The organism is Legionella sp. 227 (assembly GCF_043161935.1).
GTDB classification, from domain to species: Bacteria; Pseudomonadota; Gammaproteobacteria; order Legionellales; family Legionellaceae; genus Legionella; species Legionella sheltonii.
In genome coordinates, this window is record NZ_CP171154.1 from 675145 (window position 1) to 692500 (window position 17356).

Here is a 17356-nt window from a genome sequence, read left to right on the forward strand (position 1 = left end):
AATCTGCCGATTTCGAATCCGAACTAGTGTTCTTGATTGTCTGCGTTTAATGCTTCACTTAACGCATGTTCAACATCACTTGCAGTAACGGTATGCACTGGGTGCTCACCGGCTGCAGCCTTAGCTCTTTTTGCCTTACGGCCTTGATGGTATGCATAGCCTGTTCCTGCAGGAATCAAACGACCAACCATCACGTTTTCTTTTAATCCTCGTAAATCATCAACTTTACCGCTTACTGCAGCCTCAGTTAGAACCCTTGTTGTTTCCTGGAACGATGCCGCAGAGATAAATGACTCAGTTGCCAAAGAAGCCTTTGTGATACCCAATAATATAGGAGTACCGCGAGCTGGTTGTTTATCTTCAGCAATAAGCTTGTCATTTTCTTGCAACAAGACGCTTTCTTCTACCTGCTCTCCTGCTAAGAATTTTGAATCTCCAGCAAAAGTAATGACGCGTTTACGTAGCATTTGCCTTACAATTGTTTCGATGTGCTTGTCATTAATTTTCACACCTTGTAAGCGATATACGTCTTGTACCTCATTTACGATGTAATTGGCTAATGCACCAACACCAAGTAAACGTAATATATCATGAGGATTGAGTGCACCTTCCGCGATAATTTCACCGCGCTCCACATGCTCCCCTTCGAAGACAGAAATATGTCTCCACTTGGGTATCAATTCTTCATGACATTGATCTTCAGAAACATTAATAATTAATCTTCTTTTACCTTTTGTTTCTTTACCAAAGCTAACCATTCCCGAAACTTCAGCCATAACCGCTGAATCTTTAGGTTTACGTGCTTCAAATAAGTCAGCTACCCTTGGTAGACCCCCTGTAATATCGCGTGTTTTGGAGCGCTCTTGTGGAATACGGGCAATAACATCCCCAATACCCACGTGACCACCATCCTCAAAATTAACGATCGCATCTACAGGCAGATAGTATTGAGCAGGAACATTAGTTCCAGCAAGATAAATATCTTCGCCATTTTCTGCAACAAGTTTAACCATTGGACGTAAATCACGACCTGCAGTACTACGCTGTTTTGCATCGATAACGACAATATTACTTAAACCAGTTAATTCATCAGTTTGTCGATTCATGGTAATACCATCAATTAAGTCGACAAATTTCAGATATCCAGTTACCTCGGAAATAACTGGGTGAGTGTGCGGATCCCAAGTAGCAATAACTTGTCCAGCTTCTACAGATGAATTATCGTGAACTGAAATTACCGCACCATAAGGTAACTTATAACGTTCGCGCTCACGTCCAAATTCATCCACAATAGTTACTTCACCAGAACGCGATACTGCGACTAGATTTTTGTTTTCATGAGTTACTGTTTTAATGTTGTGTAAACGAATAACCCCTTTGGTTTTAATCTGAATATTATTAGCCGCTGTTGCTCTGGATGCTGCCCCTCCAATATGGAAAGTACGCATTGTGAGCTGTGTACCTGGCTCACCAATTGATTGTGCTGCAATAATACCTACAGCCTCACCGGTGTTAACCAGATGACCTCTTGCTAAATCACGGCCATAGCACTTCGCACAGAGTCCAAAGCGAGTTTGGCAAGTAATCGGTGAACGAACCATGATTTGATCGACACCTTGCTTTTCTAGCTTTTCAACCCATTCTTCATCCAATAAAGTTCCTGCTGTTACAACAGGCTCACTATGATTTGGAATATAAACATCAGCTGCAACTACACGTCCCAATACCCGTTCATGTAATGGTTCAACGATATCACCACCTTCAATCAGTGGCTGCATTAAAATACCTGTATCAACACCACAATCATCTTCAGTTATCACAACGTCTTGCGCAACATCAACTAAGCGTCGTGTTAAGTAACCTGAGTTAGCAGTTTTTAACGCGGTATCCGCCAATCCTTTTCGAGCACCGTGAGTGGAAATAAAGTATTGGAATACGTTCAAGCCTTCACGGAAGTTTGCAGTAATTGGTGTTTCAATAATTGAGCCGTCTGGTGCAGCCATCAATCCCCGCATACCAGCTAGCTGTCTTATTTGTGCTGCAGAACCCCTAGCACCTGAATCAGCCATCATGAAGATTGGGTTAAAGGATTCTTGTCTTACCCGATTACCTTGTGAATCAACAGCCTCTTCCGTTGCTATTTTAGTCATCATCGATTTAGCAACGAGTTCGTTAGTTCTCGACCAAATATCGATTACTTTGTTATAACGTTCGCCATTGGTTACCAAGCCTGAACGGAATTGAGATTCAATTTCTCGAACTTCGTTATCTGCGTGTTCAATAATGCTGGCTTTATCATCAGGTATTTCCATATCTTCAATACCGATTGATACACCAGAACGTGTTGCATACTTGAAGCCGGTATACATCAATTTATCAGCAAAAATAACTGTTTCTTTCAAGCCAAAATTTCTATAGCAACTGTCAATTACTTTAGAAATTACTTTTTTGGTCATAGTTCGGTTAATCGTCGCAAAAGTCATTCCTTTGGGTAAAACTTCAGCAAGAATTGCACGGCCAACTGTGGTTTCGACTAAATGATGACCCGGCTCGCCTTCTTTTGGCATACGAATTTTAATTTTCGCATGAATATCAAGATGACCAGATTCATAAAAATTTTGCGCTTCTTGAGCACTTACAAAAATTTTACCTTCACCTAAGGCATTCACTTTTTCACGAGTTAAATAGTACAAACCAAGTACAACGTCCTGACTAGGAACGATAATTGGTTCACCACTCGCTGGTGACAAAATATTGTTGGTAGACATCATTAAGGAGCGTGCTTCTAGCTGCGCTTCCAAAGTCAATGGCACGTGCACCGCCATTTGGTCACCGTCAAAGTCAGCATTGTAAGCGGTACAAACCAGAGGATGAAGCTGAATCGCCTTGCCTTCAATTAATACTGGTTCAAAAGCTTGAATACCTAATCGATGCAATGTAGGAGCACGGTTTAACAGAATAGGATGCTCGCGAATTACATCATCTAGAATATCCCAAACAACCGACTCTTCCCGCTCAACCATTTTCTTGGCCGCTTTAATTGTTGTAGCTAGACCTCGGAACTCCAGTTTACTGAAAATAAATGGTTTGAATAGTTCAAGAGCCATTTTCTTTGGAAGACCACACTGATGCAGTTTTAAAGTTGGCCCAACCACAATTACAGAACGACCTGAATAGTCAACACGTTTACCCAACAGATTTTGACGGAAACGACCTTGCTTTCCTTTAATCATATCGGCTAAGGATTTCAGCGGTCTTTTGTTTGTTCCAGTAATCGCACGACCACGACGGCCGTTATCCAATAAAGCATCAACCGATTCTTGTAACATTCTCTTTTCATTACGCACAATAATATCAGGCGCATTCAGATCGAGAAGTCGTTTTAAACGATTGTTTCGGTTGATCACTCGACGATACAAGTCGTTAAGATCAGATGTAGCAAAACGGCCACCATCTAGTGGAACCAGCGGTCTTAAATCAGGTGGTAGAACAGGCAATACATCCATAATCATCCACTCTGGCTTATTACCAGAATCATAAAATGCTTCAAGCAGTTTTAATCTTTTAGTGATTTTCTTAATCTTTGTTTCTGAACTTGTAGTCGGTAATTCTTCACGTAAGTTCTTGATCTCTTCTTCCAAATCAACTTGACGTAATAAGTCACGAATTGCTTCAGCACCCATACGCGCATCGAATTCATCACCGTATTGTTCCATTGCATCAAGATATACTTCGTCATTGAGCAATTGGCCACGCTCAAGCTCAGTCATTCCTGGATCAACGACAACAAACGCTTCAAAATAAAGAACACGTTCAATGTCTCTTAAGGTCATATCCAGCAATAAACCAATTCTGGAAGGCAATGATTTCAAGAACCAGATGTGTGCAACTGGACTTGCAAGCTCAATATGCCCCATACGCTCGCGGCGTACTTTAGCCAATGCAAGCTCGACACCACATTTTTCACAAATAACGCCTCGATGTTTGAGCCGTTTGTACTTACCACATAAGCACTCGTAATCTTTTACTGGACCAAAAGTTTTAGCGCAGAATAAACCATCTCGTTCCGGTTTAAACGTACGATAATTTATTGTTTCTGGTTTTTTTACTTCACCATATGACCAAGAGCGAATTAATTCAGGAGAAGCCAACGCAATTTTAATTGCATCAAATTCTTCGCTTTGTCCTTGTTGTTTAAGGATGCCAAGCAAATCGCTCATCACAGGAGCTTTTCTCATTGGTTCATTCATTGGATCGTCGTTTAGAGTACTCAAGTCTATGCCTCCAAAAATTTGTTAATCAGTATTTAACGCTGAAAATTAATCGTGTTCGAGTTCGATATCTATTCCCAAGGCACGGATTTCTTTCAATAGTACGTTGAAAGATTCTGGCATTCCTGGGTCCATACGATGATCGCCATCGACAATATTTTTGTAGATCTTTGTTCTACCTCCAACGTCATCTGATTTCACAGTCAACATTTCCTGCAATGTATAAGCTGCGCCATATGCTTCGAGAGCCCATACTTCCATCTCTCCAAAGCGTTGTCCCCCAAACTGTGCTTTACCACCTAGCGGCTGTTGTGTTACCAGGCTGTATGAACCAGTCGAACGAGCATGCATCTTATCATCAACTAAGTGGTTTAGTTTCAACATGTACATGTAACCTACAGTAACTGGGTTATCAAATCTGTTTCCGGTTCTACCATCGATCAAAAAGGTTTTACCATCAGAAGACAAGTCCGCCAGCTGCAGCATACTTTTTATCTCTTCTTCGGAAGCACCATCAAACACAGGTGTTGCCATCGGTACACCTGCACGCAGATTATCTGCCAATCGGAACATCTCTTCGTCATTCAAGGAATCTAAATGCACTCTTTGGACACCGTCATGGTTGTATATTTTAGCTAAAAAGGATCTGATATCGGCGGCATTTTGTTTTGAATCTAGCATTTGGGCAATTTTATTACCTAACCCTTTAGCAGCTAAACCAAGATGTGTTTCTAGAACCTGACCAATGTTCATACGAGACGGTACGCCCAATGGATTTAGAACGATATCTACTGCTGTACCATCTTCCATATGAGGCATATCTTCAACAGGGACTACAATAGAGATAACCCCTTTGTTTCCATGTCGACCAGCCATCTTATCACCTGGTTGGATTCTTCTCTTCACAGCGAGATATACTTTAACAATTTTCAAAACACCAGGAGCTAAATCGTCGCCCTGGATTATTTTCTTACGACTGTCGTTAAAGCGTTTTTCCATTTCTTTAGACAACATTTCCAATTGTTTCGAAAGTTGTTCTAATTGTTGACTCGTCACATCGTTTTCAAGACGAATATCAAACCATTTGTCTCTGCCTATTTTATCCAAGTATTCCTGATTTATTTTGGAACCTGGCTTGAGATTTCCTGGACCACCCGTTGCTACTTTATCAAGGATAATGTTAGCTACACGATGATAGATGTCTTCTTCACGGATACGTCGCTCATCAACGAGGTCTTTACGGACTCGTGCTAGATGCTCTTCTTCAATGCTCTTTGCTCGAGCATCTTTCTCTAAACCATCACGCGTAAATACTTGTACATCAATTACAGTACCGTTCATTCCTGATGGAACGCGAAGTGAAGAGTCTTTAACATCAGAAGCTTTTTCCCCGAAAATTGCGCGTAACAATTTCTCTTCAGGAGTCAGTTGGGTTTCACCTTTAGGTGTAACTTTTCCAACTAAAATATCACCGGCTTTAACTTCCGCACCAATAAATACTACTCCAGACTCATCAAGATTTGAAAGAGCTGACTCACCGACATTGGGTATATCTGCGGTGATTTCTTCGGTACCTAATTTAGTATCACGAGCAATACATGTTAATTCTTCGATATGGATCGTGGTGAAGCGGTCATCTTGCACAATGCGCTCAGATATGAGGATAGAGTCCTCAAAGTTATAACCATTCCAAGGCATAAAAGCGACCAGTAAATTCTGGCCTAATGCCAGTTCACCCATATCAGTACAAGGACCATCAGCTAAGATGTCTCCTCTTTGTATGATATCACCCGTATTAACGATAGGACGTTGGTTAATACATGTATCCTGGTTTGAACGGAAGTACTTGGTGAGATTGTAAATATCAACCCCAGTTTCACCAGCTGTGGTCTCATCATCATTCACGCGAACCACAATACGTGATGCGTCAACAAGATCAATGACTCCACCGCGTTTTGCCACGACAGATACACCTGAATCTGAAGCAACAATACGTTCCATTCCCGTACCTACTAGAGGTTTTTCAGAACGCAAGGTGGGTACTGCTTGTCGTTGCATGTTCGATCCCATCAAGGCACGGTTCGCATCATCATGCTCTAAGAATGGAATTAGGGAAGCAGCTACAGAAACGATTTGCTTTGGAGAAATATCCATGTAGTTAATATTATCAGGTGTAGTTAACGAGAACTCGTTTTGATGTCTACATGGAACTAAATCGGCAAGGATGTTTCCATCTTTATCAAGAGCTACACTTGATTGTGCGATATACTGATCAACTTCTTCGATAGCTGATAGATATTCAATCTCATCAGTCACACGACCATTAACCACCTTACGACATGGAGTTTCAATAAATCCATAATCATTGGTTCGGGCATAAACAGACAGTGAATTGATCAAACCAATGTTTGGACCTTCAGGAGTTTCAATAGGACATACTCGACCATAGTGTGTGGTATGTACGTCACGTACCTCAAAGCCTGCACGCTCACGTGTTAAACCACCTGGGCCTAATGCTGAAACTCTTCGCTTATGGGTAACACCAGATAAGGGGTTAACCTGATCCATAAATTGTGATAATTGGCTTGAACCAAAGAACTCTTTAATAGCAGCTGAAACAGGTTTTGCATTAATTAAGTCTTGTGGCATTAGATTTTCTGATTCAACCAGACTCAAACGCTCCTTAACAGCTCGTTCAACGCGTACCAGTCCAACTCTAAATTGGTTTTCAGTCATTTCACCAACACTTCGAACCCTTCGGTTACCAAGGTGGTCAATATCATCAACCATACCAATACCATTTCTAATGTCGATCAATGTCTTGATCACAGCCATGATATCTTCTTTAGTCAAAGTACCTGGACCATCATCATTTTTTCTTCCAACACGTCGGTTAAACTTCATTCTACCAACGGCGGATAAATCATAACGTTCATCAACAAAAAATAAGTTTTTAAACAAAGCTTCAGCAGCTTCTTTAGTTGGGGGTTCGCCAGGACGCATCATGCGATAAATTTCAACTAACGCCTCCAACTGACTTGAAGTCGGATCGATTTTTAATGTGTCTGATATATATGAACCATGATCCAAGTCATTTGTATAAATCATGTCAAATTCATGGATTCCATTAGAAGCCATGACATCAAGAAGCTCATCAGTTACTTCATCATTTGCCTGAGCAATAAACTCTCCGGTAGAAGTATCGATTATATTTTTAGCTAAGGTCTTTCCTATCAAATAGTCACGTGGAACAATCAGATCTTTCATCTGAGCTTTTTCCATTTGCTTGATATGGCGAGCGGTAATTCTTCTGCCTTGTTCTACAATAAGTTCGCCAGTTCCAGGAACATGGATATCAAATGAAGCAATTTCACCTCGTAATCTTTGAGGAATCAGGTCTATATGATATTCACCATTTTTCAGATGACAGCTTGTCATTTCGAAAAATTCATTAAGAATATCTTCTGTTTCATATCCTAAAGCTCTTAAAAGGATACTGACAGGAAGTTTACGTCTTCTATCAATTCGAACATAAACACAATCTTTCGGGTCGAATTCAAAATCTAACCAGGAACCACGGTAGGGTATAATGCGTGCAGAATATAATAACTTTCCAGATGAATGAGTTTTGCCTTTATCATGTTCAAATATAACACCTGGAGAACGATGTAATTGTGAGACAACGACTCTCTCGGTACCGTTTACAACAAATGTACCGACATCAGTCATTAAAGGAATCTCACCCATAAAAACATCTTGTTCTCTAATATCCTTGATGGGCTTAGGATCTTCACTTGCATCTTTATCAAGAACAACAAGTCTGATTTTAACTCTGAGTGGTGCAGAATAAGTTAAGCCTCTTAATTTGCATTCACGAACATCGAATGCTGGTTCACCCAATTTGTAACCAACATATTCTAATCGTGCATTGCCAGAAAAGCTTTCAATGGGGAATACAGAAGAAAATGCAGCATGCAATCCTGTATTAAAGTGTTCGTTTGACTTGCTATCAGCCTGAAGAAAATCTCTATATGATTTTAATTGAATTTCAAGCAGATTTGGTATTGCCATTTTATCGGCCTGCGTACCAAAGCTTTTGCGAAATCGTTTTTTCTCAGCATGCGAATATTGAGGTTTAGCTTCTGCAACGGCCATGGTGTTTCCTCTGTAAATTATTGATGACTTCAAACACGTAAACCCAGCCATGAAACCATGGCTGGGTCCTATCTCACTGATATAACTTTATTATTTAACTTCTACTGAAGCACCAGCTTCTTCAAGTTCTTTCTTGATGTTAGCAGCTTCATCTTTAGATACACCTTCTTTAATAGTTGAAGGAGCACCTTCTACTAAATCTTTAGCTTCTTTCAAGCCAAGACCAGTAATACCACGAACTGCTTTAATAACGTTTACTTTATTAGCACCAAAGCTGGTCATAACAACTGTAAACTCAGTTTGTTCTTCAGCAGCGGCAGCAGCACCTGCAGCTGGAGCAGCAACAGCAACAGCAGCAGCGGCAGCAGAAACGTTAAATTTCTCTTCCATAGCTTCGATTAATTCAACAACTTCCATAACAGACATATTTGCTATGGTTTCTAAAATATCATTTTTTGACACAGCCATTACTAGCTCCTGATTTAAAATTAATTTAATGATTAAATGATTTAACCTGCTTTTTTATCTTTTACTGCTGCTAAGGTTCTTACTAATTTAGCATGTGGCTCAGCAAGAGTTCTGACAAATTTCTCAACTGGCGCTTTCATCACATACATCAACTTGGCAATCGCTTCATCACGAGTCGGTAAGCTAGCAACAGCATCAATTTGATCTGCCTTATATACTTTTCCGCCAACGGATAATGCTTTAATCTCAAGTTTTTCAAATGTCTTAGTGAATTCTTTAAGCAGTCTTGCAGCGTCACTAGGTGCTTCCAGTGATAATGCAATGAACAACGGGCCAACAAGCAAGTCATTCAAGCATTCAAACTCAGTGTCTTTAAAGGCTCTTCGTGTTAAAGTATTTCTTACAACTCGAAGATAAACACCTGATTTGCGTGCTTCACTACGTAAATGCGTCATTTGATTAACGGTTAAACCACGATAATCAGCAACAACTGCCGAAATAGCCTTTGAGGCGACCGCAGTCACTTCTTCAACAACAGCTTTCTTTTCAGCTAAATTTAATGTCACGTTACTGACCTCCTAATGTATACAAATCGCAAGGATTTGCCAGTTATGGTGGCCGTCTCTTTATATTAAATTGGAGCCGGTTCACCGTCTGCGCAGGAAATTAAGCGTTAGCACCTGCGGTCTTCGACGGCATGGAACCAAATCTATGCCGTGAATTCCTAAAAAATGGGTGGTTATATTACACAGGTATTGATGAAATATCAATAGCTATACCAGGTCCCATTGTTGTAGATAAGGATATTTTCTTTAAATATTGACCTTTTGACGAAGTCGGCTTCGCCTTTTTTAGGTCATTAATTAAAGCAACAATATTTTCAATAATGTCTTCAGCGGTAAAATCTACTTTCCCTACTGTACAGTGAATAATACCATTCTTATCAGTTCTATAACGTACTTGACCTGATTTTGCATCTTTAACAGCAGCTTCAACGTTGGTAGTCACGGTACCCACTTTGGGGTTTGGCATTAAGCCTCTTGGACCTAAAACTTGACCTAATTGACCAACGATACGCATTGCATCTGGCGTGGCAATAACCACATCAAAGTCCATCGCGCCGCCTTTAATTTTATCAGCCAAATCTTCAAATCCAACAATATCAGCACCAGCGTCTTTAGCTTTGGTAGCATTTTCACCTTGAGCAAATACAGCTACACGTACAACCTTTCCAGTACCTTTAGGTAAGTTAGTTGAAGAACGAACTACTTGATCAGATTTACGAGGATCAACACCGAGATTAACGCTAATATCTAAACTTTCACGAAATTTAGTTGAAGCAAATTGTTTTAAAAGGTTAATTGCTTCACTAGCACTATATAAATGATTTTGTTTAATCGTCTCTAAAATCTTTTTTTGTTTCTTAGATACTCTAGCCATGGCAACCCCCTTATTCTAAACCTTCAACGTCAATACCCATACTGCGCGCAGTACCTGCAATACTTCTTACTGCTGCTGCTAAGCTTGCTGCAGTTAAATCGGGTTCCTTAATCTTCGCAATTTCTTCAAGTTGCTTGACGTTAAGTTTTGCCACCTTTTTAGTATTAGGTGTACCACTTCCACTTTGAATACCAGCAGCTTTCTTCAGAAGGACTGAAGCTGGTGGTGTTTTAGTAATAAAGGTAAAGCTACGATCACTGTATACAGTAATTACAACTGGAGTAGGTAATCCTTGCTCCATTTGTTGTGTGGCAGCGTTAAATGCTTTACAAAATTCCATAATGTTAACACCACGTTGGCCTAAAGCTGGGCCTACTGGTGGACTTGGGTTTGCTTTACCAGCTGGAATTTGCAACTTAATATATGCTTCTACTTTTTTTGCCATGTTTACTCCTTATGGGTCATACGCCGATTATTTAAAGAAAAGTTGACTTCTCTTTATTAACTTCAGCTCCCCTTTTACACAAAATAGCCCTGATAAGTCTTATTAAGTTTAAAAAGACCTATCAGGGCACCTTAGCGAACTAAGTTTTCTCTACTTGACTAAATTCAAGTTCTACTGGAGTAGAGCGTCCAAAAATCAACACTGCTACTCTTAATCTATTTTTCTCATAATTGACTTCTTCAACTACGCCATTAAAGTCAACGAAAGGACCCTCTTTGACGCGAACGACTTCACCAGGTTCAAAGAGAATTTTTGGTCTTGGTTTTGTTACACCATCTTCAACACGTTGCATAATCGCACGAGCTTCTTTATCTGTAATAGGCGTTGGAGTCTGACTGGTTCCGCCAATAAAACCTAGAACCCGAGGTATCGCTCTTATCATATGCCATGTTTGATCATCCATAACCATGTTTACTAAAACATAGCCAGGGAAAAATTTACGTGTGCTTTTGCGTTTTTGACCCGAACGCATTTCAACCACTTCTTCTGATGGGACCACAACTTCACCAATTTTATCTTCTAAATTGTGGTGCTGTGCACGAGATTTTATTTCACGCATAACGAAATTTTCATAACCTGAATAGGCATGTACGACGTACCATTGTTTCGATTTGTGTTCTTCCACCGAATTCACCCTAAATGCGTTATTTTAGCAATTGCCCACATCATTACTGAATCAACTCCCCAGAGTATGAATCCGGTTACTGCAACCATAACGATGACGATGGTTGTTGTTTGTATCGTCTCTTGGCGAGTAGGCCAAACAACTTTTAACAATTCAACTTTTGATTCTTGAGCAAATTTAAATACTTGTTTGCCCGCAGATGTCATGTAGGCAAAGAATAAAGACAACAACAACCATACAAGCCATACTATCGACTGAATGGGACCTGAAAAAGTATAGTAATAGGTGCAAAAAAATGCTGCTGCAGTAATAAGAACTACAGACATCCATGATAATAAATCTTTAGTATTACTTTGATTTTCGTTCGAACTTTTCATATTCACTTGTAAGTTGGCAGGCCAGGAGGGAATCGAACCCCCAACCTGCGGTTTTGGAGACCGCCACTCTGCCAATTGAGCTACTGGCCTAAATTAATTGGCATGAACAATTGATATCCATGCCAACAAAATTTAACTTTACTACTCGATAATTTTCGCAACAACACCGGCGCCAACTGTACGGCCACCTTCCCGAATTGCGAAACGTAAACCTTCGTCCATCGCAATAGGAGCATGCAGATGAATGGTTAATTGTACGTTATCACCAGGCATTACCATTTCTACTCCAGAGGGCAGATCACAGGTTCCTGTTACGTCTGTTGTTCTGAAATAAAACTGAGGTCTGTATCCATTAAAGAATGGAGTATGACGTCCGCCTTCTTCTTTTGATAATACGTATACTTCCGCTTCAAACTTTGTATGTGGCTTAATTGTACCTGGCTTAGCTAATACTTGCCCACGTTCAACTTCATCACGTTTCGTGCCGCGTAACAATACGCCAACGTTATCTCCAGCGCGTCCTTCGTCCAACAACTTACGGAACATTTCCACGCCAGTACAAGTGGTTTTTTGAGTGTCTCGGATACCAACAATCTCAATCTCTTCACCCACTTTCACTATTCCACTTTCTACACGACCTGTTACTACAGTTCCTCGTCCAGAAATAGAGAATACGTCTTCAATCGGCAACAAGAATGCTTTATCTATGTTACGTACTGGTTCTGGGATATACGAGTCCATGGTCTCTACCAATTTCTCAATTGCTGGAACACCAATCTCGCTTGTATCACCTTCCAATGCTTTCAATGCAGAACCAACAACAATTGGAATCTCATCGCCAGGGAAATCGTAACTGCTTAGCAAATCACGTACTTCCATCTCAACCAATTCTAATAACTCTGGATCATCAACCATATCTGCTTTGTTCATGAACACAACAATATAAGGTACACCTACTTGGCGTGATAACAGAATGTGTTCTCTGGTTTGTGGCATAGGACCATCTGCAGCTGATACCACCAGTATCGCTCCGTCCATTTGCGCCGCTCCAGTAATCATATTCTTAACGTAGTCAGCATGTCCTGGGCAATCCACGTGTGCATAGTGGCGGTTTGCTGATTCATATTCTACGTGTGCTGTAGAAATAGTAATCCCGCGTTCACGCTCTTCTGGGGCAGCATCAATTTGGTCATATGCCTTTGCTGTACCGCCATACTTCTTAGCCATAATTGTGGTAATCGCCGCCGTCAATGTCGTCTTACCGTGGTCTACGTGACCAATTGTGCCCACGTTAACGTGTGGCTTCTTACGTTCAAATTTTTCCTTCGCCATTGGAAAGTCTCCCCATTGCTAATTGACATTATGGTGCCCACAACTGGACTCGAACCAACGACCTCTTCCTTACCAAGGAAGTGCTCTACCGCCTGAGCTATGTGGGCTTATATTAGCTTGCTGATTCATACGAACAAGCAAATATTTCTAATTTATATAATTTGGAGCGGGTGATGGGAATCGAACCCACGCTATCAGCTTGGAAGGCTGAAGTTCTACCATTGAACTACACCCGCTTTTATCCTTTCTTTTTAACTGGTGGAGGGGGAAGGATTCGAACCTTCGAAGGCAGAGCCGTCAGATTTACAGTCTGATCCCTTTGACCGCTCGGGAACCCCTCCAAAAAGAACGTTATTGTCTTTTAAGATGAATAGAATGTCAACATTTTGTTAACGGCCAACCTAATAAGATGGTGCTGGCACCAGGAATCGAACCCGGGACCTACTGATTACAAGTCAGTTGCTCTACCAACTGAGCTACGCCAGCATATACGCTTTTTCCCATTTTCAACTGGGATTCTAGTGAAATTTAGCTTTCTAAAGATCACTTAAATAAAACCCTGGCGATGACCTACTTTCACATGAGGAAGCCTCACACTATCATTGGCGCGGGTTCGTTTCACTTCTGAGTTCGAGATGGAATCAGGTGGTTCCAAACCGCTATGGTCGCCAGGAAAACTGGTTTAACATGATTAATGGGCGCATTATACCCGAATCATGCGTTAGGTAAATAAAGAGTACACATTTTTTTTAGGTTGGGTCTTAACCCAACCCACTTTTCTTGTAGTCACATTCAGTTAATCTGAAGTAATTCAGATTATATGGTCAAGACAATCAGCCAATTAGTACAAGTTAGCTGCACACATTACTGCGCTTCCACACCTTGCCTATCAACGTCGTAGTCTTCAACGGGCTTCATGGGAAAACTCATCTTGAGGGAGGCTTCCCGCTTAGATGCTTTCAGCGGTTATCCCGTCCGAACTTAGCTACCCGGCGATGCGACTGGCGTCACAACCGGTACACCAGAGGTTCGTCCACTCCGGTCCTCTCGTACTAGGAGCAGCTCCTCTCAATTTTCCTACGCCCACGGCAGATAGGGACCGAACTGTCTCACGACGTTCTAAACCCAGCTCGCGTACCACTTTAAATGGCGAACAGCCATACCCTTGGGACCTGCTTCAGCCCCAGGATGTGATGAGCCGACATCGAGGTGCCAAACACCGCCGTCGATATGAACTCTTGGGCGGTATCAGCCTGTTATCCCCGGAGTACCTTTTATCCGTTGAGCGATGGCCCTTCCATTCAGAACCACCGGATCACTAAGACCAACTTTCGTTCCTGCTCGAGCCGTCGCTCTCGCAGTCAAGCACCCTTATGCCTTTACACTCTTGGTACGATGTCCGACCGTACCGAGGGTACCTTTGTGCTCCTCCGTTACTCTTTGGGAGGAGACCGCCCCAGTCAAACTACCCATCATACACTGTCCTCATCCCGGATTACGGGACCAAGTTAGAACCTCAATAACAACAGGGTGGTATTTCAAGGTCGGCTCCATGAGAACTAGCGTCCTCACTTCAAAGCCTCCCACCTATCCTACACAGTTATCATCAAAGTCCAGTGCAAAACTATAGTAAAGGTTCACGGGGTCTTTCCGTCTAGCCGCGGGTACACTGCATCTTCACAGCGATTTCAATTTCACTGAGTCTCGGGTGGAGACAGTGTGGCCATCGTTACGCCATTCGTGCAGGTCGGAACTTACCCGACAAGGAATTTCGCTACCTTAGGACCGTTATAGTTACGGCCGCCGTTTACCGGGGCTTCGATCAAGAGCTTCTCCGAAGATAACCCCATCAATTAACCTTCCGGCACCGGGCAGGCGTCACACCCTATACGTCTTCTTACGAATTTGCAGAGTGCTGTGTTTTTAATAAACAGTCGCAGCCACCTGGTCTCTGCGGCCCTCTCCAGCTCTGAAAGTAAATCCCATCACCAGAAAGGGCGTACCTTCTCCCGAAGTTACGGTACCATTTTGCCTAGTTCCTTCACCCGAGTTCTCTCAAGCGCCTTAGTATTCTCTACCTGTCCACCTGTGTCGGTTTGCGGTACGGTTCTCTATAAGTTATGGCTAGCAGCTTTTCCTGGGAGCCGGGCATCAATAACTTCGCTGTACACCGAAGTGTCAGCACCACGTCGCACCTCAGAGTTAATAATGGTCCGGATTTGCCTAAACCATCCCCCTACATGCACGTACCAGGACAACCAACGCCTGGCTTATCTAGCCTTCTCCGTCCCCACTTCACCACTTATAAAAAGTCCAGGAATATTAACCTGGTTCCCATCGACTACGCTCTTCAGCCTCGCCTTAGGGGCCGACTCACCCTGCTCCGATTAACGTCGTGCAGGAAACCTGGGACTTCCGGCGTGAGGGCTTTTCACCCTCATTATCGTTACTCATGTCAGCATTCGCACTTCTGATACCTCCAGCAGACTTCTCAATCCACCTTCATCAGCCTACAGAACGCTCCCCTACCACGTGCACTTAGTGCACATCCGCAGCTTCGGTGACTAGTTTTAGCCCCGTTACATCTTCCGCGCAGGCCGACTCGACCAGTGAGCTATTACGCTTTCTTTAAAGGGTGGCTGCTTCTAAGCCAACCTCCTGGCTGTCTATGCCTTCCCACATCGTTTCCCACTTAACTAGTACTTGGGGACCTTAGCTGGCGGTCTGGGTTGTTTCCCTCTTCACGACGGACGTTAGCACCCGCCGTGTGTCTCCCGTGATTCAATTAGCCGGTATTCGGAGTTTGCATCGGTTTGGTAAGCCATGACAGCCCCCTAGCCGAAACAGTGCTCTACCCCCAGTAATCATTCACGAGGCGCTACCTAAATAGCTTTCGGGGAGAACCAGCTATCTCCGGGCTTGATTAGCCTTTCACTCCTAGTCACACGTCATCCGATAATTTTTCAACATTACCCGGTTCGGACCTCCAGTTGGTGTTACCCAACCTTCATCCTGCACATGACTAGATCGCCCGGTTTCGGGTCTACTCACAGCGACTCGCGCCCTATTCAGACTCGATTTCTCTACGGCTTCCTTATTCAGTTAACCTCGCCACTGAAAGTAACTCGCTGACCCATTATACAAAAGGTACGCAGTCACACCACATGGGTGCTCCCACTGCTTGTACGCAAACGGTTTCAGGTTCTATTTCACTCCCCTCTCCGGGGTTCTTTTCGCCTTTCCCTCACGGTACTGGTTCACTATCGGTCAGTAAGTAGTATTTAGCCTTGGATGATGGTCCACCCATATTCAACCAGGATTACACGTGTCCCGGCCTACTTGTTCGTGTGCTTAGTTCTTAATGCAACCTCTATATACGGGGCTTTCACCCTCTACGGCCAACTTTCCCAAGTTGTTCTACTTCATTGCATTATAAATCACACCAGGCTCCTCCCCGTTCGCTCGCCGCTACTTGGAGAATCTCTTTTGATTTCTTTTCCTTCGGGTACTTAGATGTTTCAGTTCCCCGAGTTCGCTTCGTTAACCTATGTATTCAGTTAACGATGACCATACTCACGCATGGCCGGGTTCCCCCATTCGGACATCTCCGGTTAATCGCTCGTTTCCAGCTCACCGAAGCTTTTCGCAGGATTCCACGTCCTTCATCGCCTCTTACTGCCAAGGCATCCACCGTTTGCGCTTCTCTTCTTGACCATATAATCTCAATTACCTCAAAATTATATGCTTTACACAATACAAGACGCTTGTGTTACCTCTTTATTTACCCAAATTTTTAATGAACGTCTGGTTACTCCAGATTAAAATACTCTCTTGCAAAATACTTTAATCTGAATAAACCGCATGATTAACCCTTAAATTGGTGGAGCCGAGGAGGATCGAACTCCTGACCCCCTGCGTGCAAGGCAGGTGCTCTCCCAGCTGAGCTACGACCCCTTTTTTTGGCATCGATCTTTTGTTTTACTCGGCGTTGCTCATACTCACTCGCTTAGCCACATACCGATGTATGTTCTTTCGCTCATTCGCATGTGCGCCTTGATTAAAACAAAACCTCTCGCAAAAAGCATTTGGCTCATCCTGTCTTTACGCTCGTGCTGCCGCACTCGCAACATTATGAACCGGGTTTCTTCATCATTCTGAAAACAAACTGTGTGGGCACTTTAAA

The 17356-nt window shown here is 42.5% G+C and carries 9 protein-coding genes, 6 tRNA genes and 2 rRNA genes; all 17 read right to left on the reverse strand.

Features of this window, described 5'->3' with window-relative positions; translation table 11 throughout:
- Window positions 1-23: 23 nt before the first annotated feature.
- Window positions 24-4220, reverse strand: a complete 4197-nt coding sequence (rpoC, locus tag ACF8MK_RS02895; protein ID WP_392539002.1) for a DNA-directed RNA polymerase subunit beta' — start codon at window positions 4218-4220, stop codon at window positions 24-26.
- Between the two features lie 99 nt (window positions 4221-4319).
- Window positions 4320-8426 (reverse strand): DNA-directed RNA polymerase subunit beta, encoded by a 4107-nt coding sequence (gene rpoB / locus ACF8MK_RS02900; RefSeq protein WP_392538089.1) that lies wholly within the window; start codon window positions 8424-8426, stop codon window positions 4320-4322.
- 90 nt (window positions 8427-8516) lie between these two features.
- Window positions 8517-8894 (reverse strand): 50S ribosomal protein L7/L12, encoded by a 378-nt coding sequence (gene rplL / locus ACF8MK_RS02905; protein WP_265702117.1) that lies wholly within the window; start codon window positions 8892-8894, stop codon window positions 8517-8519.
- A 41-nt stretch (window positions 8895-8935) separates the two neighbouring features.
- Complete coding sequence (gene rplJ / locus ACF8MK_RS02910; RefSeq protein ID WP_028381773.1) at window positions 8936-9460, reverse strand: 50S ribosomal protein L10; 525 nt, start codon at window positions 9458-9460, stop codon at window positions 8936-8938.
- Window positions 9461-9638: 178 nt separating this feature from the next.
- Window positions 9639-10334 carry a 50S ribosomal protein L1 gene (gene rplA / locus ACF8MK_RS02915; RefSeq protein ID WP_265702116.1) on the reverse strand — a complete coding sequence of 232 codons (696 nt, stop codon included), beginning with the start codon at window positions 10332-10334 and terminating at the stop codon, window positions 9639-9641.
- A 10-nt stretch (window positions 10335-10344) separates the two neighbouring features.
- On the reverse strand, window positions 10345-10779 hold the full coding sequence (gene rplK, locus ACF8MK_RS02920; protein WP_010654844.1) for a 50S ribosomal protein L11: 435 nt from the start codon (window positions 10777-10779) through the stop codon (window positions 10345-10347).
- A gap of 139 nt (window positions 10780-10918) precedes the next feature.
- Window positions 10919-11398, reverse strand: a complete 480-nt coding sequence (gene nusG / locus ACF8MK_RS02925; RefSeq protein ID WP_277873332.1) for a transcription termination/antitermination protein NusG — start codon at window positions 11396-11398, stop codon at window positions 10919-10921.
- 71 nt (window positions 11399-11469) lie between these two features.
- On the reverse strand, window positions 11470-11841 hold the full coding sequence (gene secE / locus ACF8MK_RS02930; protein ID WP_028381770.1) for a preprotein translocase subunit SecE: 372 nt from the start codon (window positions 11839-11841) through the stop codon (window positions 11470-11472).
- 14 nt (window positions 11842-11855) lie between these two features.
- A tRNA-Trp gene (locus ACF8MK_RS02935) sits at window positions 11856-11931 on the reverse strand.
- Between the two features lie 51 nt (window positions 11932-11982).
- Complete coding sequence (gene tuf / locus ACF8MK_RS02940) at window positions 11983-13173, reverse strand: elongation factor Tu (protein ID WP_058388342.1); 1191 nt, start codon at window positions 13171-13173, stop codon at window positions 11983-11985.
- Between the two features lie 31 nt (window positions 13174-13204).
- Window positions 13205-13280: transfer RNA gene (locus ACF8MK_RS02945), tRNA-Thr, on the reverse strand.
- A gap of 55 nt (window positions 13281-13335) precedes the next feature.
- Window positions 13336-13409, reverse strand: a tRNA-Gly gene (locus ACF8MK_RS02950).
- 20 nt (window positions 13410-13429) lie between these two features.
- Window positions 13430-13514: transfer RNA gene (locus ACF8MK_RS02955), tRNA-Tyr, on the reverse strand.
- Window positions 13515-13583: 69 nt separating this feature from the next.
- A tRNA-Thr gene (locus ACF8MK_RS02960) sits at window positions 13584-13659 on the reverse strand.
- 71 nt (window positions 13660-13730) lie between these two features.
- Window positions 13731-13846 (reverse strand): 5S ribosomal RNA (rrf, locus tag ACF8MK_RS02965).
- Window positions 13847-13993: 147 nt separating this feature from the next.
- Window positions 13994-16887 (reverse strand): 23S ribosomal RNA (locus tag ACF8MK_RS02970).
- 164 nt (window positions 16888-17051) lie between these two features.
- Window positions 17052-17127, reverse strand: a tRNA-Ala gene (locus ACF8MK_RS02975).
- Window positions 17128-17356 lie beyond the last annotated feature (229 nt).